This window comes from Proteus penneri, assembly GCF_022369495.1.
Classification (GTDB): Bacteria; Pseudomonadota; Gammaproteobacteria; order Enterobacterales; family Enterobacteriaceae; genus Proteus; species Proteus penneri.
This window is the reverse complement of the sequence record NZ_CP059690.1, coordinates 962,390-987,711: the sequence shown is the minus strand read 5'-3', so window position 1 is coordinate 987,711 and position 25,322 is coordinate 962,390. Positions and strand designations below refer to the sequence as shown.

Annotated in this window: 34 protein-coding genes; 5 read left to right on the top strand and 29 right to left on the bottom strand. The window is 38.8% G+C overall.

Going from position 1 to position 25,322, the window contains the following annotated elements:
- Positions 1 to 2 precede the first annotated feature (2 nt).
- From H1225_RS04430 to H1225_RS04405, 6 genes are all read right to left on the bottom strand, one after another.
- Entirely contained in the window at positions 3 to 701 is a 699-nt protein-coding gene (locus H1225_RS04430; protein WP_239739512.1) for a phage minor tail protein L, read from the bottom strand.
- Complete coding sequence (locus tag H1225_RS04425; RefSeq protein WP_109850493.1) at positions 698 to 1,027, bottom strand: phage tail protein; 330 nt, start codon at positions 1,025 to 1,027, stop codon at positions 698 to 700. Before H1225_RS04425 ends, H1225_RS04430 begins: the two co-directional genes overlap by 4 nt.
- A 39-nt stretch (positions 1,028 to 1,066) precedes the next feature.
- Complete coding sequence (locus H1225_RS04420) at positions 1,067 to 4,423, bottom strand: tape measure protein (RefSeq protein WP_239739510.1); 3,357 nt, start codon at positions 4,421 to 4,423, stop codon at positions 1,067 to 1,069.
- 63 nt (positions 4,424 to 4,486) lie between these two features.
- A complete protein-coding gene (gene bamE, locus H1225_RS04415) occupies positions 4,487 to 4,867 on the bottom strand; it encodes an outer membrane protein assembly factor BamE domain-containing protein (RefSeq protein WP_164530428.1) in 381 nt (126 codons plus the stop codon).
- A gap of 139 nt (positions 4,868 to 5,006) precedes the next feature.
- Positions 5,007 to 5,324: a hypothetical protein gene (locus H1225_RS04410; protein WP_109850496.1), complete on the bottom strand. Its 318-nt coding sequence runs from the start codon at positions 5,322 to 5,324 to the stop codon at positions 5,007 to 5,009.
- Between the two features lie 18 nt (positions 5,325 to 5,342).
- The gene (locus H1225_RS04405; RefSeq protein WP_164530427.1) at positions 5,343 to 5,825 is read right to left on the bottom strand and encodes a type VI secretion system-associated protein TagO; all 483 of its coding nucleotides are present in this window, start codon (positions 5,823 to 5,825) and stop codon (positions 5,343 to 5,345) included.
- Positions 5,826 to 6,215: 390 nt separating this feature from the next.
- On the opposite strand from H1225_RS04405, the gene H1225_RS04400 reads away from it, so the two are divergent.
- Positions 6,216 to 6,491: a Rap1a/Tai family immunity protein gene (locus H1225_RS04400; RefSeq protein WP_239739508.1), complete on the top strand. Its 276-nt coding sequence runs from the start codon at positions 6,216 to 6,218 to the stop codon at positions 6,489 to 6,491.
- 74 nt (positions 6,492 to 6,565) lie between these two features.
- Here the strand turns inward: H1225_RS04400 and H1225_RS04395 are convergent, their stop codons facing one another.
- Positions 6,566 to 7,711: a hypothetical protein gene (locus tag H1225_RS04395; RefSeq protein ID WP_164530425.1), complete on the bottom strand. Its 1,146-nt coding sequence runs from the start codon at positions 7,709 to 7,711 to the stop codon at positions 6,566 to 6,568.
- Positions 7,712 to 8,914 (bottom strand): nucleoid-associated protein, encoded by a 1,203-nt coding sequence (locus H1225_RS04390; protein WP_164530424.1) that lies wholly within the window; start codon positions 8,912 to 8,914, stop codon positions 7,712 to 7,714.
- Between the two features lie 351 nt (positions 8,915 to 9,265).
- On the opposite strand from H1225_RS04390, the gene H1225_RS04385 reads away from it, so the two are divergent.
- Positions 9,266 to 9,598 carry a hypothetical protein gene (locus tag H1225_RS04385; protein WP_198794079.1) on the top strand — a complete coding sequence of 111 codons (333 nt, stop codon included), beginning with the start codon at positions 9,266 to 9,268 and terminating at the stop codon, positions 9,596 to 9,598.
- Positions 9,599 to 9,685: 87 nt separating this feature from the next.
- On the opposite strand, the gene H1225_RS04380 is transcribed toward H1225_RS04385, so the two are convergent.
- From H1225_RS04380 to H1225_RS04325, 12 genes are all read right to left on the bottom strand, one after another.
- Entirely contained in the window at positions 9,686 to 10,378 is a 693-nt protein-coding gene (locus tag H1225_RS04380; RefSeq protein WP_198794078.1) for a DUF6246 family protein, read from the bottom strand.
- 49 nt (positions 10,379 to 10,427) lie between these two features.
- Positions 10,428 to 11,183, bottom strand: a complete 756-nt coding sequence (locus H1225_RS04375) for an Ig-like domain-containing protein (protein ID WP_239739506.1) — start codon at positions 11,181 to 11,183, stop codon at positions 10,428 to 10,430.
- A gap of 64 nt (positions 11,184 to 11,247) precedes the next feature.
- Entirely contained in the window at positions 11,248 to 11,619 is a 372-nt protein-coding gene (locus H1225_RS04370) for a phage tail termination protein (RefSeq protein WP_239739504.1), read from the bottom strand.
- Positions 11,616 to 11,984 (bottom strand): hypothetical protein, encoded by a 369-nt coding sequence (locus H1225_RS04365; protein ID WP_098943653.1) that lies wholly within the window; start codon positions 11,982 to 11,984, stop codon positions 11,616 to 11,618. The genes H1225_RS04370 and H1225_RS04365 overlap by 4 nt, the downstream gene beginning before the upstream one ends.
- 2 nt (positions 11,985 to 11,986) lie before the next feature.
- Complete coding sequence (locus tag H1225_RS04360) at positions 11,987 to 12,328, bottom strand: hypothetical protein (RefSeq protein ID WP_052038475.1); 342 nt, start codon at positions 12,326 to 12,328, stop codon at positions 11,987 to 11,989.
- A gap of 1 nt (position 12,329) precedes the next feature.
- A complete protein-coding gene (locus H1225_RS04355; RefSeq protein ID WP_239739500.1) occupies positions 12,330 to 12,707 on the bottom strand; it encodes a DUF7370 family protein in 378 nt (125 codons plus the stop codon).
- A 42-nt stretch (positions 12,708 to 12,749) separates the two neighbouring features.
- The gene (locus H1225_RS04350) at positions 12,750 to 13,700 is read right to left on the bottom strand and encodes a major capsid protein (protein WP_239739497.1); all 951 of its coding nucleotides are present in this window, start codon (positions 13,698 to 13,700) and stop codon (positions 12,750 to 12,752) included.
- Between the two features lie 5 nt (positions 13,701 to 13,705).
- Positions 13,706 to 14,392, bottom strand: a complete 687-nt coding sequence (locus H1225_RS04345; RefSeq protein ID WP_089503223.1) for a hypothetical protein — start codon at positions 14,390 to 14,392, stop codon at positions 13,706 to 13,708.
- 66 nt (positions 14,393 to 14,458) lie between these two features.
- Complete coding sequence (locus tag H1225_RS04340; protein ID WP_239739496.1) at positions 14,459 to 15,520, bottom strand: phage minor head protein; 1,062 nt, start codon at positions 15,518 to 15,520, stop codon at positions 14,459 to 14,461.
- 2 nt (positions 15,521 to 15,522) lie between these two features.
- Complete coding sequence (locus H1225_RS04335; RefSeq protein WP_239739494.1) at positions 15,523 to 16,905, bottom strand: DUF4055 domain-containing protein; 1,383 nt, start codon at positions 16,903 to 16,905, stop codon at positions 15,523 to 15,525.
- A gap of 1 nt (position 16,906) precedes the next feature.
- Positions 16,907 to 18,391, bottom strand: a complete 1,485-nt coding sequence (locus H1225_RS04330; RefSeq protein ID WP_239739492.1) for a terminase large subunit — start codon at positions 18,389 to 18,391, stop codon at positions 16,907 to 16,909.
- 2 nt (positions 18,392 to 18,393) lie between these two features.
- Positions 18,394 to 18,996 carry a hypothetical protein gene (locus H1225_RS04325; protein ID WP_239739490.1) on the bottom strand — a complete coding sequence of 201 codons (603 nt, stop codon included), beginning with the start codon at positions 18,994 to 18,996 and terminating at the stop codon, positions 18,394 to 18,396.
- A gap of 64 nt (positions 18,997 to 19,060) precedes the next feature.
- On the opposite strand from H1225_RS04325, the gene H1225_RS04320 reads away from it, so the two are divergent.
- From H1225_RS04320 to H1225_RS04310, 3 genes are all read left to right on the top strand, one after another.
- Positions 19,061 to 19,612 (top strand): YfbU family protein, encoded by a 552-nt coding sequence (locus tag H1225_RS04320; protein ID WP_239739488.1) that lies wholly within the window; start codon positions 19,061 to 19,063, stop codon positions 19,610 to 19,612.
- 15 nt (positions 19,613 to 19,627) lie between these two features.
- On the top strand, positions 19,628 to 19,789 hold the full coding sequence (locus tag H1225_RS04315) for a hypothetical protein (protein ID WP_196560609.1): 162 nt from the start codon (positions 19,628 to 19,630) through the stop codon (positions 19,787 to 19,789).
- 167 nt (positions 19,790 to 19,956) lie between these two features.
- On the top strand, positions 19,957 to 20,295 hold the full coding sequence (locus H1225_RS04310) for a hypothetical protein (protein ID WP_239739486.1): 339 nt from the start codon (positions 19,957 to 19,959) through the stop codon (positions 20,293 to 20,295).
- Positions 20,296 to 20,310: 15 nt separating this feature from the next.
- On the opposite strand, the gene H1225_RS04305 is transcribed toward H1225_RS04310, so the two are convergent.
- The 9 genes from H1225_RS04305 to H1225_RS04265 all read right to left on the bottom strand — a co-directional run bounded on the left by H1225_RS04305 (position 20,311) and on the right by H1225_RS04265 (position 25,310).
- A complete protein-coding gene (locus H1225_RS04305; protein WP_167392488.1) occupies positions 20,311 to 20,469 on the bottom strand; it encodes a hypothetical protein in 159 nt (52 codons plus the stop codon).
- Positions 20,466 to 20,672, bottom strand: coding sequence for a hypothetical protein (locus H1225_RS04300; RefSeq protein ID WP_239739484.1), 207 nt, complete (start codon positions 20,670 to 20,672; stop codon positions 20,466 to 20,468). The genes H1225_RS04305 and H1225_RS04300 overlap by 4 nt, the downstream gene beginning before the upstream one ends.
- Positions 20,669 to 21,253, bottom strand: coding sequence for a BRO-N domain-containing protein (locus H1225_RS04295; protein WP_239739482.1), 585 nt, complete (start codon positions 21,251 to 21,253; stop codon positions 20,669 to 20,671). Before H1225_RS04295 ends, H1225_RS04300 begins: the two co-directional genes overlap by 4 nt.
- 697 nt (positions 21,254 to 21,950) lie before the next feature.
- Complete coding sequence (locus tag H1225_RS04290) at positions 21,951 to 22,412, bottom strand: lysis protein (RefSeq protein WP_239739480.1); 462 nt, start codon at positions 22,410 to 22,412, stop codon at positions 21,951 to 21,953.
- Between the two features lie 2 nt (positions 22,413 to 22,414).
- Complete coding sequence (locus H1225_RS04285; protein WP_004244729.1) at positions 22,415 to 22,573, bottom strand: hypothetical protein; 159 nt, start codon at positions 22,571 to 22,573, stop codon at positions 22,415 to 22,417.
- Positions 22,555 to 23,025 (bottom strand): lysozyme, encoded by a 471-nt coding sequence (locus H1225_RS04280; RefSeq protein WP_109850508.1) that lies wholly within the window; start codon positions 23,023 to 23,025, stop codon positions 22,555 to 22,557. The genes H1225_RS04285 and H1225_RS04280 overlap by 19 nt, the downstream gene beginning before the upstream one ends.
- Positions 23,025 to 23,294, bottom strand: a complete 270-nt coding sequence (locus H1225_RS04275) for a phage holin family protein (RefSeq protein ID WP_098943665.1) — start codon at positions 23,292 to 23,294, stop codon at positions 23,025 to 23,027. The genes H1225_RS04280 and H1225_RS04275 overlap by 1 nt, the downstream gene beginning before the upstream one ends.
- A gap of 486 nt (positions 23,295 to 23,780) precedes the next feature.
- A complete protein-coding gene (locus H1225_RS04270; protein ID WP_109850509.1) occupies positions 23,781 to 24,290 on the bottom strand; it encodes a lipocalin family protein in 510 nt (169 codons plus the stop codon).
- Positions 24,291 to 24,314: 24 nt separating this feature from the next.
- Complete coding sequence (locus H1225_RS04265) at positions 24,315 to 25,310, bottom strand: YbgA family protein (protein ID WP_109372766.1); 996 nt, start codon at positions 25,308 to 25,310, stop codon at positions 24,315 to 24,317.
- Positions 25,311 to 25,322: the final 12 nt, after the last annotated feature.

Genomic DNA, 25,322 nt, shown 5'->3' with positions numbered 1-25,322 from the left:
GATTAACCTAATTTATTTGAACCCAAAAACCCGCCGAATGGCATGACAGATTTAAATCTGAGTTTGCACCCACTGTATTTATGAGAGCATTTATCTTTAAGGGGATCAGTTGTTGGCTGGTCTTTTTCATCTGCAACAGGAGAGCCGTCATACCCACAATCATTGCTTCGGTATCGCCATGAGCAAATATCAGCCTGAATCATCCGTCTAGGTATCAGCGCGTTATCGGTTTCCATTGGAAGCGCTAATATGTAAGTCACAAAATCAGAATCTGAGCTTTCCCGTTGCTCGATAATATACTTCTGAACAACTTCTCTTGTTGGATCTGCTTGTGGGTTTCCGTTGGGAAAATTAACAGCATCAAGATATTGCTCTAAAACCTGCCGGCGAGTAACGATAGCACCTAGGGCGTCATCATAGTCGTTGTTAATGGCTGTCAACATTCCGTCAAAGTTAGCGAATGTCATTTTAGGTCTATCTGACGCCCCCTGCGCAGTTACACTAAATCCTGTAACTTGAACAGGATAAGGCTCATAGCGTAAACCTTGCCAGATGATAGGTTTTAATAACCCATTCATGCCATCATGAAACCGGTAAACATCCCCCCCAAAACGGCTTAAATCGACATCATATAGATCTAACATTGCATTTTGCTGTAAGTCTGCAACGTCTATGCGCATCGCTTGAGGTATCTCTCTCATGCGATAACCTCCTCAAATGTACAGTCTATCTGCCATGATGATTTACGTGGTGTTACCTGCCAGCCTCGGCAAACAAACTTACGCTTAGAATTATCATCACTGGTTAGCCACAAGAATGACTCAACCGCACCACGAGCCTTAAGAAATTCATCAATCTGCTTACCTATGTCAGCATGTTTAATAAATGAAAGTTGATAGGTCTTTAATTGGTTGTTGATCCCGTCTTTAACTCGTTGTTCGTAACCGTTACCAAACTTGGCTACTTTCACTTTAGGCTCATTACCTACCTGATAAGCCGTTTCTGGCCGCCATTTAAACTCTTCCATTGGTTACTCCAATAAAAAAGCCACCTATTTGGGTGGCCGTTACCAACTTCTTGATTTTTCCAAAGCACCACCGCTACGCATTTCGGTGCCAAGTACATCATAAACCGTACCTCTCACCATTTGCTGTATCTGCTGCGCTTCCTTTTGAGTGATACCATTCGGTGCCTGAACTTGGAATGTAAAGTGCATATCCCCCATGCTGACACCGTTACCACCTTTACCCATTTGTCGATTGCTGATAACCCGCCCACTATCGCCTGGTATCATGTATTGATTACCATTCGATGCCTTGAATATCTCTGGCTTGCCACCTTCTCCAACCCGATACATTTTACCTGCACCGACCTGTCCTCCATTTTTACGAGCGCCAGCAAGCGCAATCATGGCCGGTATTGCTGCCGCCATTGCAGCCATTCCCCAAGTTGCAGCAGAACCCATTGTGGCAATACTGGTTGTTGCTGCGGCTGGAGCCATTGCAGTTGCGATTGCACCTCCAGTCGCCGTTGCGTCTGCAACCGCTTGAGCATTTGACGCTTTACGCATAGCATTTTCAGTAATCATATTCTTAACTTGCTGCATACCCATTTGAACCAGAGCACCAACGGCTTGGTCTACAATGGTTAATGCGACATTGCGGAAAGCATCGTTAAGGGATTGAGTGCCTGTTAATAGCCCTGTAATTACGTTAGCGGAACGTTGCCCTAATGCGTCCAACCCATCAGCTAAGAATTGATTAGCTTGACTCTGATTACGCCATATCTCCCATTGAGCATTCATGCGGTCTTGCTCATATTGAGTATTAGCGGCATTCATTAACTCCAAGCTTTGCTGCTCAGTTAAAACCTTTTGGTTTTCATACTCTTTTATGAGTGCAAGTTTACGATCGTGCTCATTCTTTAGTTGCTGAACAGGGTCTACTTGTGCTTTTAAATTATCTTGAGGAGATACAGCGTTATTAGCCCGTATTTCGGCTATTTTGTGCTGATATTCTGCTTCAATTTCAGCTTTACGCCTTGCCGCTTGCTCAGTAAGAGATACATCATCTTTTGTTATCCGCTCTAAATCTGCCAACTGTTTATCGTGAGATTCTTTAGCCTTAGCGACTAAATCAAGCTCAAGTGCGGCTTTCTTATCAGCTAGATTGCGCTCAATGTTGTATTTATCTTCTGCAAGTTTCTCAGCTAGTTTAATCTGTTCAGGAGATGCCTTGTCACCCAACGCCTTAACCGCATCATACTTAGCCATTTCAAGAGAGCCGTCTTTGTAACCTTTGTTTAAAAGCTCAATTTCTTCTCTCTGGCGTTTTAATGCTTCGTATGCTGCATCTGTGGCTTTGGTTGATTCCTTGGTTGTTTTGTTACGCTCAGCGGCTGCATCTTGAGCTTTTTGAGTTGCTATTGCTATTTGCTTTAGTTGATATATTTCCCTTTCGTCTGTTATCCCTTTATCTTCAATGTAAAAATCAACTTGCAATAATCTCTTATCAACTTCACTTTTGGCGTTAGCTAGCTTCATTTCACGCTCTAGTGATTTTCTTAAATCCATCCCCTCCTTAGACCATTCGAAAGATATTTTTTCACCATTAAACTCTTTCTTTTTTTGCAGCGCCCTATCAATAGAAAAACCATAAGAATCCCATCCCTTTGCGCCACTTGGTAGAACAGATATTTCCCTTTTTAGTAAATCAATTCCCTCTTTTAACTCACCATTAAGATCAGCTTGAATAAAAGATATGGTATTTTTTGTGCGACTGTAGTTATTTGACGCCTTTGTTGCGTTGTCAGTTGCAATTGCTAACTTATCTTGAGCATCGGCTAGCTGTTTTGTTATGGATTCATATTTACTTGTTCCAACTTTAGCTAAAGCCAAATCAGCCTCTAATTCTCTTACTTTTTCCGCAGCTTGCTTCATAGCGACAGTGGTGTTTAGAACTTCATTTTTTAACTCAGGGAGCGCTTCTTTTAACTTGGCAGATTCAGCCCTCTTTTGTTCCCTTGTCATGTTTTTCATTTCAGCAGTTAATTGATTTACTCCCTCTGCAAGTTTTACTGCTTCTTCTCTTGCTTCTTTTGCCTGCTGGTAGAAATACATGATCGCAGCACCCGCGGCCATTGCTATACCTGCTGGGCCACCAACAAAACCTAGAGCTTTATTAGCTAAACCGATAGATACAGAAGCGGCTCTTGCTGCTGCGGCTGAGTTAGCCATTGCTGCTGTCTGCGCTTGCGTTGCTTGCTTATGATTTATCGCCGCGGTTGTTGCGGCAGATCTAACGGCAATTAAATTTGCCAGCGCGGTTGCTTCTGCGTTTGTTCCTCTTGTGGCCGCAAATTCGGTTTTCGCTTTCTCAACTAACGCTCTGGCTGCTGCTAAATCTAAAGCGGTCTTTCTTGCCGTCATTATTGCATTGTGTTCAGCTACTCTAGCGGCTTGAAGGTTTGCTATCGCTTCTTGCCTTGCTGCAACTGCTGATTGCATTTTAGCTTTGATAGCCAACCCCATTGCGGCAATGTATCTACCGCCAACAACGGAGGCAACTAGACTAACCGCTAAAACCATTTCATCGAGACTCTTACTTGCAGTAATTACAGCATCGCTGAATACGTTAATAGATGCCTTTATTGTTGTATTCTCACCAAGGAACTTAGTTAAGTTATTCCCTGCTTCTTGAAATGCCTGCGACATTGTTCGAGTGGTTTTAGCGAACTCTTTACCAATAGCATCCCCCTGAGACAATAACCCTTTTACAACAACATCAGTGGTCAACTTGCCTTCTGCTGCCATTTTACGAAGCTGACCTATACTTACTCCTAGTGAATCAGCCAATGCAACCATTAAGCGACTACCCTGTTCTGCTACTGAATTAAATTCTTCACCACGGAGAACACCAGAAGCGATACCCTGTGATAACTGAATGATGGCGTTTTCTGCTTCCTGCGCAGTAGCACCAGAGACAATAAATCCCTGATTAATAATCGTTGTTAATTTTGCCAAATCCGCCGCTGATGTATTGTATTCTCTCGTTCCTCGCTCTAATCGTGCATAGAGTGTTGCTGTGGCATCAAGACTAGATCGTGTTGCTTGAGAGATATCAAATACTCGTTGAGTTACATCAATAAGCGACTCGCTAGCACGAACTGAGTTAGATAGCTTATTGTTTAATTCAGTCCATGCCTCAGAATAACTAGCAACCATTGAAGCCGATAAATAACCAGTCAGAGCCGCTGCAACTTTAGATAGAGATTGCATTGAACGTTCAGTATTATTTACTGATTGAGACGTTCGGTTAAAACTACTATCCATACGATTAAGGCGTTGCTCTAGCTGACGTTGAGATGTTAGTAATTGTTGAACATCCATTTGAACTTGATAAACAATTTCGCCTACATTTGCCATTTACCGGCTCCTTAAAATGAAAAACCCCGCCGATTGGCAGGGTTGTGTAATCTTTAAAGTATTTTATTGTGATGATTTTATTGCGTTAGTGGTAGCTTCAATTGTTTTTTGTGATATCTCCAATGCATCATCAGAAAATGTTTGTTGCCCCCATTTAGTTACTTTACCTTCCTGAAAGGTCACAACTAGTCTATCCTGAGATAGCTGTTCGTTATCTACTGGAGTAAATCCATAATAAACTTTCCCCCAATACACCCATCTTTCTCTTTCGGTATTAACTTCTGTTCTTCTAGGATCACCAAGAACCGTTCTTACTTGCTCTTTATCCATCCCCAATGAAAGCATAGATGACTTCTGGTTATAGTCGATTTGCTTTTCTTGAGCACAACCAGAAATAACCAAGGCAGATAAAACCAAAAAAGAAGATAATAATAACCTTTTCACAACACCATCCTCGTTAGTTAATTTGTTATTAGTTTAGCTGCTTATAGTGCAAATTAAAGCAAACAAAAAAGCCTCATTGAGAGGCTTCGGAATATTTTACTTACTAGAAATAAAACCCAAAATAACGAACGCCCATTCATTACCTATCAAAAGTTTTTCCGTTGGTTGATTTTAAGTATGCGTATTCGCTATACGGTAATCTAATAATGATGTCGTCTTTATCAATTGAGTTTCCTAACATTCTCATTCTGCACAACAGACTTACTCCCCCAGTTTTCTGTATGCATAAACTATCTGGACTCTCAAAAAACCTCATATCACCCTTTTTCCAAATAACAACTGTTACACCATCTGGTATCGCACCTATTGGCTGTACTGTAAATATGGTTAATTTATTATAAGCAAAAATAGACAAGGAAATAGCTAGAATGGCAAGTATTACTAGTAGCTTTTTCATTACAAATTTTCTTCCTTTTTATTGTAACTTCCAGTTACAAGCGGATGATATTTCTTTTGCTATCGTATCTATATTTTCCAGATTAAATTCAGCTATTACTTGAGTTTTACCATACGGGCTATATCCAGAAACTAAACTCTTTTTACCTACTAAACTTTTAATTAATGATACAGGTTTTGGTGCAAATAATGATGTACCACCCTCTCCAACTCCCCATGACTGAGTTAAGGGTTTTTCTTTATCTATTCGCAGAGTCACCTTGGAATTATAACCACTACCAATATAGTCTCTCATTGATAAATAAGCCTCAGTCCTATCATTTTGGCAACGTAACACAAGTGATACATCTTGATCTGTTGCAGAAAGAATTGCGTAATAATCTATCTTATCTGTTAATTTATTTTCTTCCTTACTGACCAACCAATCGCCAACCTTTTGATGGTCAGCAGCAAAAACAGAACTAGAAAGTGATATTACAGAAATAAGTAAGATTTTTTTCATTATAAATATTCCTTGCGAGTAATAAATTAATCTTATGTTATGTATTATCTTTACCTTACTAAAGGTAAATTTACTTTTTATACCTATTTCCGTGATCCGTATCCCTAGTTATCACTAGTAGCGTCAATATCATCCTAGAAAATATACAAACAAAAAACCTCAATTAAGAAGCATAGTGAAACTATGGCAATAAAAAACATTTATGAGAGCTTATTGAGATAAATTAACTCTGCCTAATTGGTGTCGAAAAATAAAATAATATATTTTGTTTTTCTGTTAAAATATTAAAATATTACTTACTTTCCGAGATATTTAATGAAAAAATTTTTATTTCTTTTACTGTTTCCTATGCCACTTACTGCTCAAGTTTATCTTTGGGATGGAAATTCTGTGCACGAATATAACCAAGCAAGAGAGCGACTAATTAATGATACTATGCTAGATGCTAACGATATTGTTAAGTCAGGCATGTACTCAGGCTATATAGCAGGAACGCTTGACTTGGGTTCGGGTATTCTTTTCTGCCCTCCACGCAATGTTACGCTAAACCAAGCTATGGACGTTGCGGCTAAACACCTAAAGAATTCACCTGAGGCTCGTGACAAGCAAGCAAGTCATCTGGTAGTAGATTCTTTTATTAACGCATGGCCCTGCCAAAAAAAATAAGTTAATCGGATGAAAATCAGCCATGCTTGAGCAATAAAAAACCCACCGGAGTGGGTTTAAAAGGAATAGGTATATTAAGGTGTAAACAACTTTATAATTAAGTAAACAGCACCTACACACAACATAATTACACCCATATCATTAATCTTTTCGATTCTTTTTTTAGCATTACCTATTTTTATTTTTATGTCTGAATCTATTCTAGATGCGGCATCTCGCACCTCAATACCTTCATCGAACTTAGAATACCTTTTAATTAGGTCATTTAAGCTATTTTTCAATGACTCATAAGAATCAAGCAGTATCTCATTTGAGATATAAGTGACCCTATATATCAAATATAGACCAATGAATATGAGAACTGAGTCGAAAAAACCACCTGATTTCGCCAACCCGCCGACTGCAATCAAAGCACCTGGAATAGCAAATGCTTTATTTTGACTAGATGAAACAAAATCATTAATTTTAGTTGTGTACTCAAGTTGTTTTTGCTCTAACTCTGACAGTATTTTGTTTACTGAAAATCTTTTTGTATATAATTCAAGTAGATTTTGATAACGAACATATATCTTATCCCCTGCTTCTATAACTGAAATTAAATTTTTGTTTTCATTATCTTTTATTAGTTCAAATATCGCAGTTCTCATTATTGACTCACGCTCAGTAGATTGAGCGTCATTTATATCTAAAACTTTAAGAATGTTATCAGCAGAAAGATTTGAGTCAATTTTATAGTTTATTTTTTTTACAAAATCTAAGCTCTCATTTATGGTTACAACCAGCTCTTTTCCGCCATCATCATTTGGCATATATAGAATACACTTATCATTAATAGTATGGTTTGAAACCTTTGTTACTATCGATTTCCATTTTAAAAACAAAGATATTGACAATGTTTCTTTTGACTCTTCTAATGATGATTGATTCCCTTTTAGAACATAAAAAAACTCCGGCACGCTACCTATTGAGCAAGATTTATAAAATAGCTTATCCATAGAAAGGAACAGGATAGATTCATCTGAAAACTCAGTACTAATGACAAATTCATTCTGGCTTTTTTCTGAAATTGAAGTGACACCATACTTATTTAACAAGAGCTCAAAATACTCAACGTTATCAAGAGGAGATTCAAAATTAATTATACAATGCCCCTTAACAACTGATGTAGATGAGCCTTTCATTATTTTTACAAAACTTTCAAACTCATCAACACTGAGCATTTATGCCCCCTTAATAATTTTCTCTATTTCTGTTATACCCGAATCTGTTAAACGAATAATCAAGCGAGAATTGGCTTTATCGTAAATTATTTTTTTATCTGATTTATTGCTGGAGCCGATAGTATTCACACTACAAGTCACTTCATACTCATCATCGTCATCTGAAATTTTTATTTCTCCAAATGGCTTTGATGATGTGTAGTGAGGTTCAAAATACTGATCAATGGTGTACTCGTTTATATCAACATACTGTTCAAATCTACCTGTTACATTCTGCATTTCAGGTATGCACTTCTCTATGATTCTCCCTACATCACTAACGGTCATTTTCTTGTCAAGGCTCTTAGCCTTAACATCAATAAAAGATTTTACTGATTCCCTTACCTTGATCCTTTGCTCTGTTGTGAGTAATAAATTGTTTGAGAATCCATCTACAGCTTTCAATAACTGATCTATACTTCGCTTGTTATCAATTTTAGGGTTACAACCAAGTGCTCTTTTAAAAAATTCACTTTTTGACATGCCCGTAATAAAGTGTAAATAAGGATCGCCATCATTATCTGGGTAACTTGACTTAAACAAAGTTAAATCAATTAATACAGCCTGTCTTAAAGCATCTAAATTTACAGATGGTATTTTTTTAGGCACAAGGTTCTCATTAAAATCAAAAACACCTTTCTTGTTTACCATTATAATCAATAATCTACCATCACTACTATCATCTAAATCAACTTGATAATGGATAAAAACTAAAGCCCCTCCTGAAAGGGTAGATCTATCTTCATAAGCCTCCCTTTTCATCAACTTCATAATCCCTGTAACGAAATCAACAAATGAAAGGTCTTTATCTAAATATCGTGAAAATGTTTTTGGAGTGTTATGAGGCATCGCATCTTCTTTCATAACCCCATGGCTCTTTCTTTTAGCCATGAATCTTTTATCTGCACTGGATATAAACTGAACTACATCATCAGAATCCAAGCCCCATTCCTTACCTACCTCTACATTAATATCCCGCCCCTTATCCCCGGCAACAAAATCAAGAGTAGCTGTAACGGCATGAATAGCTTGATAATTGGACTTATTTTTTTCTTTTAATTTGGGGTCATAACCACAAGCGCAAAGTTCATTAGCATCATGCTGGTTTCCACATAATGGACACTCGATTAAATCATTTCCTTCACCATCAGCAACAACCGTCATTTTTCATTTTCCTAAAAATAAAAATTGCACTGATTTTATGACATAAATAAAATTTATACATCTGTGAATAAAAACACTGGTTTTATAAACACAAGCTATAAAAGTAACCACACAAGAATAACTGTATACAAATACAGTATATCTTGTTTTTTTAGTGGTTCAAGATAAGTCTTGTAAAGATTTTTTAGTTATTCGGATAACTTCGGACAAGGCTGGGATTGGCGCTTTCAGAAAACGAACAAAGAGAACCACATGAGTTTGTGATAAATCTAAATATGCGCTGAATCTAAGTATGGAAAAATAAGTTTTGTTATCATAAGAAAACAATTAAATATCTATCAAGGTGGAAGCATGCTGCAATTTATAACGTTTTCAGAAATGAATGGTACATATGCGTACAGAGTTGAGTTAGAAAAGGTTAGTAATAATTTTAGATGGACGCTTTCTTATGTTCAGCATGGCCAAGCTACAATAATTGGTCAACCTGGCTTAGCTTCATCTTTAAACGTTGCATTTGATGATGCCGTTAAGTCTCTTTTTTCTTTTGTTCAAAATAATAATCAGTCTTCAGCTATTCCTGATAAAATTCAGTATATGGTATCTAAAGGAATGATGGATGAAAACGACATAACATCCGTTCTGTCCGCCAACAACTTCAATCCTAAGGTTATTAGCTGTTACTAACATCACTTTACGCTACCATACCTTACTCTGCTGGCTAATGAAATAATACTTGTCAGTTAAAAACAACAAAGGGCACGGATGCCCTTGTTATCCTCTCTTCCTACTAACCAATCGACGCTTGCCGCTGATCAGTTCATCATTGCGCTTATCATCTTGCTTCATGATGTTGTCGTATTCTTCTTTTGTGAAGCCTTTCTCATCGGGATATTTAGCTTTGAGCATCATCTGAAATTCAGTCATGGTTAATTGTTCAGCCTCCTCTCGATTCATACCAAAATGAGCACGAGCAGAGCTAATGTAATCAATTGCCATAAACTCATCTGAGAATTCGCTTTTGCCTTCGTTACGTTGAAGTTTGCGAATCTTCGCTTTACCGATAATTCCATGAGTGAATAACTCTCTGGCAATGACGATAATGTCAGCGATTGGCATCTTGCCGTTTTTATAGACGATACCGCGTTTACCTGATTTCCATTCGCCAATGATTTCAGAACAATCGTCATCACAGCACGCCTGCATAACCATCATTGCAGACTGTAGAATATTTCGGCCATATGTTGGCTTACTAATGGCTTTTATTAACCACTCAGGAATAACCCTGTAACTCATTACGGCGCGAGTAATTAAATCTTGTACCTCTGTGCCATTTAATTGACCGTATACGTTCACAATCTGTTTAGGCTCACCAATTCTTGTCATATTGATGAACGATGGTCTAAATAAGTAATCCTTTTTATCAGTAGAGATAACCATCTCACCGATGTCTAAAATAGGTGTCATAATCCCTCCTGAATATTATCAAGGGCACTCGAAAGCACCCTTTGTAATATTAAGCAGCGGTAACTGTGACCACGCATTTGGCTGTTTTACTACCATCTTCGGATTTAACAGTAACGTTTGCGGTACCTTCGGCAACACCACGCACAGTGACCACATTCACAAGCTTAGTAACTGTTGCAAAGTTCGTCTTATCACTTACGGCAGTGTAGTTTTTGTTAGTTGCATCGGTTGGTGTAAATTTGACAGTAAATGTTTTGGTTTCACCCACTTTTACAGACAGAGTAGCAGGCTCGACAGCAATGCTTTCAACAACGATTTCTTCTTGTAGCCATTCAACCGTTTCTGCATCAGCAACTTTCAATTCACCTGAGTAAGTAGAGATTTCTTTTGTTGGAAATTCCATTGACCATGATGTGAAGGTCATGTACCCCTGAATAACATCACTACCGTCGCCTTTCATGTCGAGCTGAACCCAATATGAAGGCTGACGACCAGCCTTAATTTCATCAAGAATCTCTTTAGCGATGTCGAAAGCAGAAGTTGAACCTGCAACACCTGCTTTTTTGAGCTCACCTTCGAAACTTATAGTTACGTCAGCGCCAGTGACGATAGATTCTGCTAAGCCTTTTGTATCATCGGCATTGGACGTGACAGTTTCCATACCGAAGTCTGTCGATTTACTTGTTAATGCACCTAGTCGCAAAAATTGAATCTGAGATGGTGATTGATTTGAACAGCCTTTTGCAATGCGCAGAATACCTGCGTTACCCATCACTAGGCCTTTATCATCAGGGCATTGTGCCATGTTATAACCTCTTTATTTGCAAATAAAAAAGGCCGCATAAGCGACCTGTTGAGATGTGTTTAATTTAAGATGTACAGCGGAAAGAAAGTAGGATGATAAACCTACCTTCTGTTGTTTGAATTGGATTAACAAAACCAGATGTATTGATAATGAAACCAATGTGATGGCTTCTAGAGTGACACCTTACATACTCTAGTATTTCGTTAGCTCGCTGAACAATAAACTCAATCCACGCCTTACCAGATATGAGTGAAACGGTAAAAAAATCATCACCACTTAGATCATCAATGCGTCCAGTTCCATTTGATTGCTGAAATACGATGTATGAATCTGAATCATTACCTTCTTTTTCATTCCAAATATAATCCTGCTGAATGAAACCATCTGATAACCCTGATTCAGAAAAATAGTTTTTCAGTCGCTCAAAGGTCGTCATATTTTAAACTCCTCAGCGACAGCCTTATCAATCATTTGTTTCGTTTCCTCAAATCCTTTCAGGAGGAATTCTTTCTTAGCGGTAGGTCTACGGAAACTTTGATTAACATTAGGATCATGAACGAAAACAGCATACGAAGCAGAATAACCAACGCGACCAGTAAATAGTGTGCCTTTTACTTTTACATCTCTAAATTGTGAGTTAATGAGCGTTTTAGTGTCAATGGGTGTGTATATAGCAGCTTGCCTACCACCAATATCTAGCGCTCTATGCATGGCTCGAGCTATCTTTTTTGATGCTATACTTCCAACCAGAGAGTTTAAGTTAGATATCGCATTACCTATTCCTTTTACTTTTGCCCCCATAGTTATACCGCCGTCGTTAATGTGTAATCATCTAGACCACCATTAATATCTCGGTCTCTATCGATAGACTTAATCCTACTAGCACCATGCAAAAATGGATCTCTATCTTCATGTTTGCCAATGGCGATATAGTCTTCTTGAGTTGCTTCGCTATACTCAGTCCAAATAACATTCTTAATGATTATTTCAGTGCCAATGGTTTTTCTACCATCTTTAAAACTACTTCCGTAATCACATCGGATGTGAATTGGCTCTGAAAATATGGGTTTACCGTAACCATCTTTACCTGTAATTTTCCAAATGGTTGCCCACCCCTTGCAAAATCGTCGCAGGATTTTCCCCATATCACCCCCGAACCACATCAAACTGAACAATGCCAACAGGTCGTTCAATAGGTAAGCTATCGGTACATCCAGAGGGGTCCAGAGAAGACAGCGTTTTTAACAATGTTTTTCTACCATCAGCAAAATACTGATATGAAACAGAAGCGCCAGAAGGTGCGTGTTCTGAGGATATTTTTCTAACATCAGCAGATGATAATATGAGGATAACCGAATACAGCTTAATTAAAGTAACAACTGCACCTGAATATCCTGCGTTATCAAGGCAAGTATCAATAGTATCCACAATAGATATAGCAGAGCTTATAACAAGGCTTGTTGCCTCAAACCCCATCACCTCTAATTGCTCATTAACTTGCTCAACCGTAATCACAATAGACATGATCACTCCTAATGGATAAATAAGGGGCTACTGCCCCTCGCATTACCCACCAATACTAGTATTCTTGCCAAATGAAACCATAACGCCAGCGGTATCTTTAATATCAGTAGCAATCTGCTTCCAATTAGCTACCGTTTCAATCTGTGCGTTAGTGGGTGATTTGATACTATCTTTACTCCACTGATAACCACGCAGACCAATAGTAAAGTCATACTCACCTTGCATTAGTGCCTTAATATTTTCTTGGCCTAACACATCCTGAGCCTTCATGATCAATGGCGATGTTTGAATCGCTGCGGCGCCAGTAACCAAACCTAACGAATGCTGTTTGTCTGCATCTGACAAAGCGGGAATATCAGAGATAACAAAACGACGACCAAGATTATCTTGTTTAATGGCGACGTTACCAATTTGGAACAGGTTATTCGCGTTGGTTAGTGTCTCATCCATAAAGTCGTTGAACATTGCTCCATCCATTAACCAAGCGACAATGCGTGAATAAGCATCGCCGAATGGACGAGTGGCTTTATTCAAACCTCTTAATGATGGCGTTTCTCCGCCAACAGTAACTGCCGTTGTATTACCAGAAATAGCTGCTTTCAATGCTGCACCAGCAGTATTAAGGTAATCTTGCAACATGGCTTCTGCTGATTGAGCAGCAACTACCGCGGCCGCTTCTGACACATCTTTACCTAGTCGCTTCATCATCGTTGGGGTAACAGATACAGGACCAATACGACCATCAACCTTAATCATACGGTCAAGGATTTGACCCAATTCTTGCGGCGTTAGATTGCCTGAGCCATAAGCGTTACGTCGCTGAGCCAGCCCGCCAAGTAACTGCCATGATGTTTGCTCAATGTAGTCACCGATATGATCACCATCACCGATAACTAAAGCGCCGCCAGATGCTTCGTTAAACTGACGGACAGCTTGAGCAACTAATTCTGTTGCTGCTAGCGATACTTGTTTTTGAAAAATATGTAAAGACATATAAATTAATCCTCTGGGATATTAGCAATGATTTCACGTGCGCTATCAACTAATGGATTTGCGCTTTTGGGTTTATCACTGCCTCCGGCTGGTGATTTCCCTTTGCCGCCTTCCCCTCCGGTTCCGGTGGCTTTGCTACCGATAATTACCGGAGCAAATAACTGGTTATTACGAAATTCTTTTTCTAAATCATCAATAGTGAATGCTGAAGGATGCCCATTAGCGTCAACTACTCGCGTTTTACCGTCCTCTACTGATAATCGAGATTTAATGTGCGGGATAATTAACGGCGCAGCATCACCAGCAAGCTTTGTAGCCAACGTTTGTGCGACGTTATCAACCAATAGTGTGTGTAGGCTCGCGTCTTTTTCCTGTAGCTGTGCTAATAGCTCACTTTCACGCGCCTTTAACTTTTCAGCCCAACTTTTTTCTAGTGATTCAATATCACCATTTTTACGAGCTTGCTCTTCAGCCGCTTTCTTCGCTGCATCTTCGGCTTGTCGGCGCTTTTCTTGTTCTGCTTTTTTCTCAGAAAGTAATTCATCAACCTTCTTTTGAAGCCCTGACACATCTGGAATTTCTGGCATACCTTCGATTTGAAGTTGGTAATTTCCACCGACTTCTTTATACAAAACCTTTTTATCATCAGTTAATGCATCAAATTCTTCTTTTGTTAATAGGTATTTAAACATCGTAAAACCTCTGGTTTAGATGGTGCAGTCTCTAACTGCGAATAATAAAAAACCCACCGAAGTGGGTCATTTGAGGTCGATACCTGCTTTATTAAAAGCTTCAGGTATGATCCGTTGAAGTTCCTTAAGCGTTATTGGCTTAAAGTATTTATCGAGCTGTAACTTTGCGAATTTATCAGGCGGTAATCCACCATCACGAAACAACTGTGCCCTAGTCTTACCTAATACAATGTCCTGCCTGTTCGCTGGCTGGCGATAAAGCCACTCGTAATAAGACTCTTCACCCCATTCAGAATTACCAACATAATCTGTTGTAATTAAGTTTATGTATTTCTCATCTAAAACTGGAAGTAATCGACTACGGCAATTAGGATGAAGAGGAGGTTTGGGGCCTTCTCCTAGTGGATAGCGATTACCGGATAATGATCTACATACTGATGATGTTTTATTGTCCAGTATTGCGCTGAACTCTTCATACTTAATCAGATCAGGATTCTCTTTGTAGAAATCCATTGCCCCTATACTGTGCGCATGCTGTAAAGAGGTTCTGGATATCATCTGAAAGCCCCTAGCAATCCTACCGACTACCGACGATGCGATGATTAGAGGTTCAACTGACGTCCCGTTAATCGTTGATTGCAGATCAGACACATCACCACCAGATGATAGTGATATCAGTGCCTGATTTTCTACTTGTTGAATGGATGTATCAGCCCAAGATTCAATAAACTTTTCTAGGAATAAAGAACCACTCCACCCCGTCAGGTTCATGGGGATGTTTTGTACATCTTTACGCACTTTCTCATAGTTGGCAGATTTAATACCTTCGAGAAGTGAGTTAAAACCTCGATATTCGGCATCCGCCATAACAATGGCAACACTGATGGCTTCATCAAGCAATTTTTCAGAATGACTAGAGAGAACTGGCTTTAGTGATTTTTTTAATGCAAGCGCGATTGATTTTGCTTTACTTATAGAGGAAATATCACCTGAGAAGGTAGACAGCGCAGATGCCACAGTGGCACGAATATCCAACACTAAATCACGAGTATCTGCTGTTGATGACTTCAACCTTTCCAGCATGACCTGTATCATTAATGCGTTGTCAAGGATGATGCTCGGTTGCATAGTCACACTCCCAACATATTTGCCCCTCTCGTTAATTCCAATTCATCAACAACATCCTCAGCCCTCTCGTCTTGAGAAATGATATTGATACTTTGCAAGTACTTAACAAAATCAATCAATCGCATAGTTCCTGATTGCAACGCAGCCAATAACGCTGTAATCGTTGGTGAATCTAGCTTAGCTATATCATAAACTTTATTCAGTTGTATTGACGCTTCGCCACCACCCGCAAACTGGATACAAAAATCAAGTGCTCGGTTAAATGCTTGCTCAACATTACCCGCACACAATGACAGCACTGAATTATCTGTTTGTGCCTCATCCTGTGCCTGTGTAGCAGTTCTTGCTGACGTTCCTCGTTCAACTAACTTAGCGCCTAGCATTGCCATTTGCTTCTCTCTACGTTCAGCTAGAGTGATTTGAATATTTCTATCTTCGGGCTGTGCAAACTTCATGTCACCACCTTGTGGTAGCAATACCCCTTTACGGGAGCCAACAGTAAATCCATCAGACATATGTTTCTCAACCCAGTCATCTGTAAGACCTGTTAATGCAACCATTGGTTGACCGACAGTATGTGCCGATTCTGCTATATCAGCCTCAGCCTGATAATGTTTGATATTCACGTATGCTATATCAGCAAGAGGTGGAGAATCAGGAGTGTGATCATTATTCATTGAGCCAATCCATGACCATGGCAACTCATTTAATGGACTGCCAATCGCATCACTCAATACAACCCAATCTGTAACCTTTATGTCTCCATCTTCATACCAACGACGAGAATGAGCGACATCATTAATAAGCCTTAATTCAATCCAGTTATTCTGCATTTGCAGTTCAAAATCATCTGTATCTACTGGCTCTTGATATTTGAGGACAACGAGGGATGTTTTCCCATTCGTTACACGCCAGTTGATGATTTCTTTTGCTGTGAACAATCGAACATAAGGGCGTCCCTTATTAGCTTCTGACTGAATCCCTGCTCCGCTAAAATCACTTAATAGACCAGCTCGACCACGCTGTAAGTTTTGCGATAACGCATCCCTTATCATTTGGGTTAGTGGCTGGCCTTGACCGTCTATGTCAGTTTCTAAATACTCGACACTACCGCTAACACTAATCTTTACTGGCTTACTGAAAGCAATACCAAGTAAACCACTAAGTGTCCTACCCGTGGCATTCAGAAAGGATGCTCTAGCTAAATAGCGCTTATAACGCTCATTACCCTTATCATATTCATCTTTGTTATCTGCCGGATGAGGGAGGTATTTCTCTTTCTTGCTTTTAACAACTCGTTCGCCATCAACACAATCGCCAATCATGTCCCATTCAGGCAAAAACTCATTGTAAGCTGGATGCTTATAATCAACGTTTGTATTCATGTTAGTTCCAGTTAAATTCTATTTTCTTAGTCAACCGTTTAGTATTTCTTCGACTCACTGCAAAATATCTAAATCCATCAGCATCATGAGATGTGTAATCATGAAGCGGTTTATCTTTCCAACATCCACGTTTGTCATCCCACTCTTTGCGATACCCCTCAAGATGAGCGATGCCTACACTGCATTTATGTTCATCAAAAACACAGTGGGGGAGAATTTCACGCACAGCCTCAATGCCTTCATCAATGGAAAGTTTCGGCACTACGTCAAATCGAATTGAGTAAATTTGTCCGTCGATTTCGTACCCTTCACGCGCTAATTCACGCCGAGATTTCGCATCAGAACCAAACTCACGGTTATCGATATCATGAGGGCCATTGTGACTTGCATATCTGTAGCCTTTGTCTTTCAGCACTTTCATGTAGTGTCGCAGGCCTTCACCACTATTTGAGTAATGGTCTATGATGTGGAACTCTTCGCCCACTTCACGGATAAACCAGATTGATGTTGAGTCACCCACACCGATATCCCAGTACGTATGAACCGGTAGATGCGAGTTATCAGGAAGTGTGCCAATGCGTTTATTTTCGTACAGGAAGCGGAATTGCTTGGCATAGTAAGCGCCTTCAACAGATTGCTGAAATGCTTCAGACGGTATTGACGGATATTCCCGCTTCATATCGTCGCCGAGTGTTTTCTCTTTGGCGTAATACCATGCTTTCTGACGCTCGTTTAATTGAACGCCATGTTTACTTGATATTTCATCGAAGTAGTCAACTAATCGTTGCGGTAATTGTTCCACAGGATCAATGGAGTATTCAGGATTCTTCCACCATGAGAAGAAAAAGAATTTCCAGTCTAGGTTAGAGAGAGCCTTGCTCTGAATTTGCGCTTTCTCAGCAGACTGACAATAATCGAAGAAATAACCTGCTCGACCTTCTGCTGTACTTTCAATTGTCGTGAAACAATCGCTTGATACCGCCTCAAATGCACCAGTGACAATCTCACGAGCTTTCTCTGGATACTTAGCGCATATCTTGCCGAACTCAGAAACGTGCAAATATCGGAGTGTGCCGCCACGAAATGATGTGCTGATATAAAGTGATCCGCCTTTGCTAAACACCAATTCACCAGACGCATCATTACTCGCTGGATTTGCAGCTTTAATTTCATCAGGTAGCTTTTCGTAGGCATACTTTATCTTTTCTCTGAATAGTCGCTTAGCATCGTTAAGCGTGTGAGCTATCAACGCACATTTCGCCGCCTCAAATAGCGCTGCGTCTAATTGGATGATGCAGACCTCAGTAGTGAAGCCAAGCTGACGTGCTTTAAGGATAATGTTTCGCGTGTGCATTCCTTCGAAGTATTCAAGTTGCTCAGGCGTCATTTTAAATCGAACTGGTTTACCTTCTTTATTGGTTATCCAGTAGAGATGGTTCAATCGCCAGAGCTTATCTCTTAATAATGCAAGATGTTCTGGCTTCATGATTATTCCTTAGATAAGTCGTCCATTAAGTCTGATAATTGGCTAGCTGCCTTATTCGGCTGAACGTCATCAAGCCCGTACGCCTGACGCTCAAGTCCAATTAAGTTTTTAAGTGTTTCACTAAGTGCTTTTGCTGATTTAACGCGCTCGGGTAGGGAGATGATTGAGTGATAAATTTCATTGAGTTTGTCGCGACCATTATCATCAGGACTAAACATCAGGTCGCCCAACTTATTCAGGGCAGGCACATCTGCGCACTCTGCACTCAGTTCGTCAAACAAGATGTTAGCCAGTTCACGCGCCCGGCGTATATCACCCCTGTGTTCCATACGAACATTAGCAATAACCTCAGCCGTAGCCTCAATAAGTACGCGCTCAGATAATGTTGTTTCTGTGCGTACCTGCTTGCGTACTTCTTCTTTGCGTACCAAATCATCAGCACGAGATTTTATCTTTGCGTTAAGATCTCTCGACCAATCATCTTTCTTAGCTCTCTTGCGTATAGCCCCTTCAGATATGCCATGCTGTGAAGCTATTTCTCGGAGTGACATCACGCCAGCTCGGTAAACCGACTCGATGGCCTCCCAGTCTGGTCTTTTAGCCATACATCACCTTTCATAAATTAAATTAATGCTATAGTGGATTTTCGTTCATGAATAGGAGCAATAAATGAAATATTCTCAAGCTGAAAAGCTTCAATTAATGATGCTTTGTGAAATTTACAGGGCCATGAGAATAGAAAATAGTTTTAACCCCGACCTTGTTGAAGAGGCTATTTCCACTGATAACTACTGGGCGTTGTCGTGGGAATACCCGTCTCTAGAAACTGAAGATGAAACCCCATCTAAAGTTAAATTGTTCGTTGATACTGTTGATATGTATGACATGCTCTCATATACATATGAAAGACTTAGTGATGAGGATAAGAAAGATGTCAGCGAGGCAGTGCCTCATTTCTCTCCTGAATACTCTCTAACTTTCCCTGGGTTTGATGGGAATAATGAGTCTGAATACATGCAAATAGGTAGATTGTTAAAAACTATGGGTCGCTTTTCAGGTACAGAACTAACCAAAAATTCCCACTCCCCCTCAGTAGAAACATATAGAAGAATGTTAGATATATTTTTACCTATACGTCATAAGTTTGTATTTAATGAAGGAATCCGCAAGCAAGAGTTAATCGATATACTTTTAGAACGAATTCACCCAAGCAACAGATAGCTATCTGCCCACTCTATGTTGCATGCATCCCCATTAAAAAGCCAGCTCACTCGAACTGGCTTTGTGATTGGTTATTCTGCTACTTCAGCCACTTGCACCTATTTAATATCACTAATCTCATCAGGTGATATGTATACCCATGAACCATCAAGTGATGCGATACCGATTAGCCGTTAGTCATTCAAGGCTCTTTAGTGGTCATCATGCCTTCGTAGGTAGTCCCATCTTTCTTAGTTGCTATTACATGATATTTTTCTGACATATCCCACCCAATAAAAAACCCGCGCTAAGCGGAATGCTGGTATATAGTTATCTAAAATGAAAACAGATAGAGGAGCTCAATAGTGAGAGATAAACATGATAACCAAAATTATATGACGAAATTTCTCAAGATGCAGAGAGATGTATTTGTGCCTTATTTGAGGAAAGTAATTCATCCTACCGAACTAAAGTCGGTATTTTGTATTTACGAAATGATTGAACAAGGTGAAAATATTTACACCTATTTAGTTAACGCTGACACAGTGGTCATATTTGAAATGTCTCGCATAGACCAATCTATAATTCATGACCGAACCATTCCTATCCATGAATATGCGCAAGAATCAAAAGGAAGACAATGGCATAGGTATGTTAGGGAGTTACAGGCATTTGCAGAAAGAGAAGATTCTCAAGTGAAATAAAAAGACCACTAGAGCCTATTTGGTTTTCTGCTTGTTGACTAACTTACCTAACTCGCGTTCAACGATTTCAGCAACTATCCTACCATCATCAACTCTGCCACAATGCAGGTATTCAAGTAATTGCTGTAACTGACAATGAAGAGTGGATAGACAGTCTTTTTCTTTTTTGGTCATATCTTATCCTTAGCGAACTTACTCGCCCATACTTTGGCGATATGCAAGCAATCGTCAAACATTCGCCCTTTCTTACTCGCTTGAGCGATTCGGCGATAATGCTCTACTGCCATGTAGCTTGCTCTCTGGATGACAGATAAAGAAAAGCCTAGCTTCTTTAACTCGGCCTGTATGTTCTTTTCTATGAATTGTTCGTGGTTCATGCAGGTTCTCCTCCATCTGGAAAATCACCCATATCAGGTAAAGTAAGTTGTGATAAATCAATAATGGCTTTCTTTGCTTTGCGTATTTTCTTCAAATGACGCTTGCGCAAATTCATCAGGTCACTGCCTTTCTTGCCAAAATTTTCGAAAGACCAATTATCCACTGCTACTAATCTATTTTGCATTTCGTTAATGGTAAGGCTTTTGAGCTCATCCATATCAAGATTTGCTAGTTCTGCTTGAGGTTTTGACTCCTTCTCTGCTAAGTCTAGTAGCCAGCGTCGAAGTGCTTTAGCAATCTCAGTTTTAGAGAGAATACCGACTAAATGAGCACCTCTAACCGAAAATATCCGCACTCTTTTATTTTGCATCTCATTGTTTTTATTACTAACGGTCAAATTGACCGTCTGAGACATGCCATCGGTAAACTCATCTTTATTTCGATTAAAGATACGAGTTACTGATGACTCATCTTTGTATCCAAGTAATTCTGAAAGTTGCTTGTTGGTAAACCAGATTTTTCCATCCCCCTTATCAAATGGGGTGATTTTATGACCTTTAAAAACTAAGGATTTATTCATAGCGTATTACCTTCATTTGAAATGAACCCTCGTTCACATAGAAAATCAGCCCATCGAAGCTCGCCAGCTATAACTGACTTCCTCAAAGGCTCATCTCAAAGTGATTGGATCCGACGTTTGTGAATTGCTCTGTGAATGAGCGATGAAATGCGTATAAAAAAGCCACCAGCGATTAACTGATGGCTATCCATATGCGCCAATTCATGAATGATGTTTGTAAAATTAAATATATTGATGTCTCTCCATCGTCACGCCCCTTCTTCTACCTACAGCTGACGTTGCTGATAATGACCGAAAAATAACAAAACAGTGGTATTCGTTGTTTTTGACTTCTCTTACACACTCAATGTGAGGAGAACATGTCATCGTTAATGTATGAGAACAGCGACAACGCAACGCATTAAAACATCATAACAAGAGGATTATTTTCTAAAAAATAGCGTTGATTATTAACAGATTGGTTTAGTCGATATTGGTAATCTATTGTTTTCACACATACTAGTGAAAGCCCTGTGGGAGCCCAAACTCACAGGGTTATTTTTATCTTGCGTTTTTTATTTAGGTAAGAAATAGGTTAATCAGAATTATCAATCTGGTATATATACTTACTTAAGCTATACTAACTAAAATCAACCTCGCTATACTCTTACTGATTGGTGTTTAGTTAGTTTGCCCATGCACCCATGCTGGGCTTTTTTTAGTTCACACACTCCACTCTAATGTAATCCTGCAACCCTTTAATCATCTGTTCTGACTCTGCAATTCGCTCTCTGAGTAACCAATAATTTCTGATAGCGGTGTCAGTAGGTCGGGCGGTGGTTGCATAAGCCAAGCGGGTGGAGGGAGTGGTTTTGACTTTGGGACACTCGGCTTTGATGTACACCCGCTCAGGATGACGCTCGCTAATATCACGCAAGCGACTAATTTCATTCTTAGCATTCGCTAGCTCCTGCGTATATTGAATATCCAACTGATTTAATCGCATTATGCGTGCTTGATAGTCAGTATTAATAGACTTCTGTTCTTCGAGAGCAATCGTTAGTTCTTTGTTTGTTTCTACTAATAGATTAATTCTGTTAGCTTGCCAGTTAATCACCCAATAACTACCCACAATGATGCCTACCATCGCAATGACGGCATAGAGTTTCCCGTATTTCATGATTAGTACCGATGATGTGAGAGAGCTATCTGACAGCGCTTTTCTAAACTAACTTGGTCTTTAGTACATGAGTTATCAATCAAGAGATAAATGCCACCAGCGACTGTAATGAGTAATGCAAGGATAAAGCTGATAATGATGATTAAAGGTTTCCATGACATAGTGCTGACTCCGCTTCTCGACGACTGACAAGCCCTCGCCAAACCTTTCCACCCGCATATACCCAACGTTTTATTTCTTCACAGGCACCCGCTCTATCATCCGCATTTAATTTCTTGAGTAATGTTGAGCGAGCAAATGCTGTCATTCCTACATTAAAAGCAAAGGAATATAAAGCGGCTTTGGTGTAGTCATCGAGTGGTACTTTGATTAATGCATCGACTTTCTGTTGTGTCTTAATAAAATCGTTTTGTAATAACGCATCACATTCTTGTTGTGTATATGTCTTACCTTGAATAATGTCTTTGCCTGTATGCCCATAACAAACCGTCAAAACGCCTGCCACATCACGATAAGGTTCATAACGCACACCTTCAAAATGGGCTATCACTACTAATGCGATTGCTGTGGCTCCTGCTGTTGTTAGCGCCGCTATTTTCTGTTTGAGAGACATTAAATATCCTTTGGTGCTTTCACCATTAATTCAGCAAGTCTTTTTAACGTTTCGGTCGGGTTTTGTGGGTCAACATGACGAACAAGCTCTTCAAATAATTGAGTACGTTTTCGCTGTTCTCTTCGAGTCATAAAATAAGTGGCTAAACCTAGAACCATGCTGAACGCCATCCCGATAACAAATCCCCATTCATATAAAGAGAGACTGGCAAAAAAGGCCGTTAGGCCTGCTGTTCCATAGGTTACATTGGTTAATTTATCCATACACATATACACCCCTACGGAGTGCCCATTAATGATTAATATAAAGAGAAATTATTAAGAGATTTTCGAGATGATTTATAAAAATATAGTAATTCTTATTTATTACTGTACATATTTATAAATTTATTCATAAAATAATAAATAATATTTATGAAACGGAGTAATCAAGTGCGATATATTATTTTATTTCTTATTTCTTTATTTTTTATAATTACTTTCATTTTAATAACTAATAATGATAAAAATCAGTCAGTTAAACAAACAACTCAAATCGAGAACGATATAAATAAAAAATCAGAAAAGTGCACATTTTATTCACCAATAAAAACAAAACGACTAGCCTGGATAACACTAACTCATAAATCCCCATGCTCTTAGGTGTAAATAATCATTACCAGTGTTATTATAATGGATAATATGAATAGGCATTTTCAAATTATAATTAAATACCATCAAATTAGATAGTATTTAAATTCAGCTATATACCTTTTGTTAAAATATTATGATCCTGTTACTATCAAATCCATATGATGTTGCAAAATGAATATATTCATTCAACAAATTTGATGGCATGGTCGGTGTACGTGATAATATCCATAAATAATCTTTATCTGGTCCTACAACCAAAGAATATTGATAATTCTTATCCAATTTGATGATATTATATCCACCATAGAATGGACCAAAAAATGATACTTTTAATGCACCTTTATTAGATAAATCAACAAAATAAGCCTTACCGATACTTTCTTTCCAGCGATGTTTATTTTGACTCCAACCTCGATTAATAACCTTAACACCACCATCATCTCGTAATGAATAATTTGCGGTAACTTTCGTTAAGCCTTTTTCAAAACGATTATCTATTCTAGCGACCTCATACCACTGCCCAAGATAACGTGATAGATCAAAATTATTAACAGGCTTAATGTCACTCGGAGGAATAACATTGCATCCAGTAAGAATAAATGAACTTAAAAAAGTGACAAAAGAACGTATCATATTTTCCTCCTATCAATAAGTTTATTATAATCCATAACGTAATCTTAAGGATTGAGGATAAGGATGAAAATATCTCTGTTTACTCAAATAATTATCAGGATGCTCTGATAGATAATGATTAATTAATGTTAAAGGTGCTAATAAAGGCTGTATTCCTTGACGGTATTCTAAAATCAATTGACTTAATGCTTGTCGCTGATTTGATGTTAAATAGCGCTTAAAATACCCCTGCACATGCATAAGAACATTGGTATGATTACGTCGTGTTGCTTGGTGCTGTAATAATGTCATAAATCTATTTCGATATTCATCAAAAAAAGCTTCCAATGAATGCCATTCTTTATTATTAGCAACAAAGCGACCTAACTCTCTATAAAGAGGTTGTGAATGAGCCAATAAGAGCAGTTTATATCTTGTATGGAAATCGATTAAAGACTGACGAGTAAATGCGTTCATTCTCAATTCATTCAACTCATCCAGTGCAAATACACGTATAACAAAATTTTCTCTTATATGAGGATCATTCAATCGTCCATCTTCCTCTATTGGTAACCAAGGCATCATTTTTTTCAGATTTTCTGTAAAAATACCCGTCCCAGCCTTCCTATTACCATTACCAATAGGATCATATACACGAACACGCTCTAATCCACAACTTGGTGATTTTGCACAAACAATATACCCACTAAACTGATTAAATTTCTCTAAATACTCAACAGAATACCGATTCATCTTTTCAGTTAAATCACCTTCACTCCCGTTACTAAATTTTAATGCAATTTCTCCTGAATTTGATTTAACTAATCTTAGTGCGGGCCTTGGTGTAGGTAAACCAATAGCCATCTCAGGACAAGCCGATTGATATTCAAAATAATCAGATAGTTCATCTACGGCAAGATGAAAGCGCTTATGACCACCATCAAACCTAACATTATTCCCTAATAAACAAGTGCTAATCCCTACAATAATTTTTTTACCAACAAAATTATTTTTGTGAATATCTGTAACAGAGTTAAACATTCTTACTACCTC

Bases quoted from the DNA above. Each gene is read 5' to 3' on its own strand.
- H1225_RS04365 (WP_098943653.1), bottom strand. From the start codon at position 11,984: ATGGGGGCAAAAGTAAAAGGAATAGGTAATGCGATATCTAACTTAAAC.
- H1225_RS04375 (WP_239739506.1), bottom strand. From the start codon at position 11,183: ATGGCACAATGCCCTGATGATAAAGGCCTAGTGATGGGTAACGCAGGT.
- H1225_RS04330 (WP_239739492.1), bottom strand. From the start codon at position 18,391: ATGAAGCCAGAACATCTTGCATTATTAAGAGATAAGCTCTGGCGATTG.
- H1225_RS04305 (WP_167392488.1), bottom strand. From the start codon at position 20,469: ATGACCAAAAAAGAAAAAGACTGTCTATCCACTCTTCATTGTCAGTTA.
- H1225_RS04295 (WP_239739482.1), bottom strand. From the start codon at position 21,253: ATGAATAAATCCTTAGTTTTTAAAGGTCATAAAATCACCCCATTTGAT.
- H1225_RS04405 (WP_164530427.1), bottom strand. From the start codon at position 5,825: ATGAAAAAAATCTTACTTATTTCTGTAATATCACTTTCTAGTTCTGTT.
- H1225_RS04420 (WP_239739510.1), bottom strand. From the start codon at position 4,423: ATGGCAAATGTAGGCGAAATTGTTTATCAAGTTCAAATGGATGTTCAA.
- H1225_RS04335 (WP_239739494.1), bottom strand. From the start codon at position 16,905: ATGAATACAAACGTTGATTATAAGCATCCAGCTTACAATGAGTTTTTG.
- H1225_RS04390 (WP_164530424.1), bottom strand. From the start codon at position 8,914: ATGACGGTTGTTGCTGATGGTGAAGGAAATGATTTAATCGAGTGTCCA.
- H1225_RS04380 (WP_198794078.1), bottom strand. From the start codon at position 10,378: ATGACACCTATTTTAGACATCGGTGAGATGGTTATCTCTACTGATAAA.
- H1225_RS04315 (WP_196560609.1), top strand. From the start codon at position 19,628: ATGTTGCATGCATCCCCATTAAAAAGCCAGCTCACTCGAACTGGCTTT.
- H1225_RS04355 (WP_239739500.1), bottom strand. From the start codon at position 12,707: ATGTCTATTGTGATTACGGTTGAGCAAGTTAATGAGCAATTAGAGGTG.
- H1225_RS04325 (WP_239739490.1), bottom strand. From the start codon at position 18,996: ATGGCTAAAAGACCAGACTGGGAGGCCATCGAGTCGGTTTACCGAGCT.
- H1225_RS04425 (WP_109850493.1), bottom strand. From the start codon at position 1,027: ATGGAAGAGTTTAAATGGCGGCCAGAAACGGCTTATCAGGTAGGTAAT.
- H1225_RS04350 (WP_239739497.1), bottom strand. From the start codon at position 13,700: ATGTCTTTACATATTTTTCAAAAACAAGTATCGCTAGCAGCAACAGAA.
- H1225_RS04385 (WP_198794079.1), top strand. From the start codon at position 9,266: ATGCTGCAATTTATAACGTTTTCAGAAATGAATGGTACATATGCGTAC.
- H1225_RS04345 (WP_089503223.1), bottom strand. From the start codon at position 14,392: ATGTTTAAATACCTATTAACAAAAGAAGAATTTGATGCATTAACTGAT.
- H1225_RS04265 (WP_109372766.1), bottom strand. From the start codon at position 25,310: ATGTTTAACTCTGTTACAGATATTCACAAAAATAATTTTGTTGGTAAA.
- H1225_RS04270 (WP_109850509.1), bottom strand. From the start codon at position 24,290: ATGATACGTTCTTTTGTCACTTTTTTAAGTTCATTTATTCTTACTGGA.
- H1225_RS04370 (WP_239739504.1), bottom strand. From the start codon at position 11,619: ATGACGACCTTTGAGCGACTGAAAAACTATTTTTCTGAATCAGGGTTA.
- H1225_RS04395 (WP_164530425.1), bottom strand. From the start codon at position 7,711: ATGCTCAGTGTTGATGAGTTTGAAAGTTTTGTAAAAATAATGAAAGGC.
- H1225_RS04430 (WP_239739512.1), bottom strand. From the start codon at position 701: ATGAGAGAGATACCTCAAGCGATGCGCATAGACGTTGCAGACTTACAG.
- H1225_RS04410 (WP_109850496.1), bottom strand. From the start codon at position 5,324: ATGAAAAAGCTACTAGTAATACTTGCCATTCTAGCTATTTCCTTGTCT.
- H1225_RS04340 (WP_239739496.1), bottom strand. From the start codon at position 15,520: ATGCAACCGAGCATCATCCTTGACAACGCATTAATGATACAGGTCATG.
- H1225_RS04275 (WP_098943665.1), bottom strand. From the start codon at position 23,294: ATGTGTATGGATAAATTAACCAATGTAACCTATGGAACAGCAGGCCTA.
- H1225_RS04360 (WP_052038475.1), bottom strand. From the start codon at position 12,328: ATGGGGAAAATCCTGCGACGATTTTGCAAGGGGTGGGCAACCATTTGG.
- H1225_RS04285 (WP_004244729.1), bottom strand. From the start codon at position 22,573: ATGTCATGGAAACCTTTAATCATCATTATCAGCTTTATCCTTGCATTA.
- H1225_RS04320 (WP_239739488.1), top strand. From the start codon at position 19,061: ATGAAATATTCTCAAGCTGAAAAGCTTCAATTAATGATGCTTTGTGAA.
- H1225_RS04280 (WP_109850508.1), bottom strand. From the start codon at position 23,025: ATGTCTCTCAAACAGAAAATAGCGGCGCTAACAACAGCAGGAGCCACA.
- H1225_RS04290 (WP_239739480.1), bottom strand. From the start codon at position 22,412: ATGAAATACGGGAAACTCTATGCCGTCATTGCGATGGTAGGCATCATT.
- H1225_RS04300 (WP_239739484.1), bottom strand. From the start codon at position 20,672: ATGAACCACGAACAATTCATAGAAAAGAACATACAGGCCGAGTTAAAG.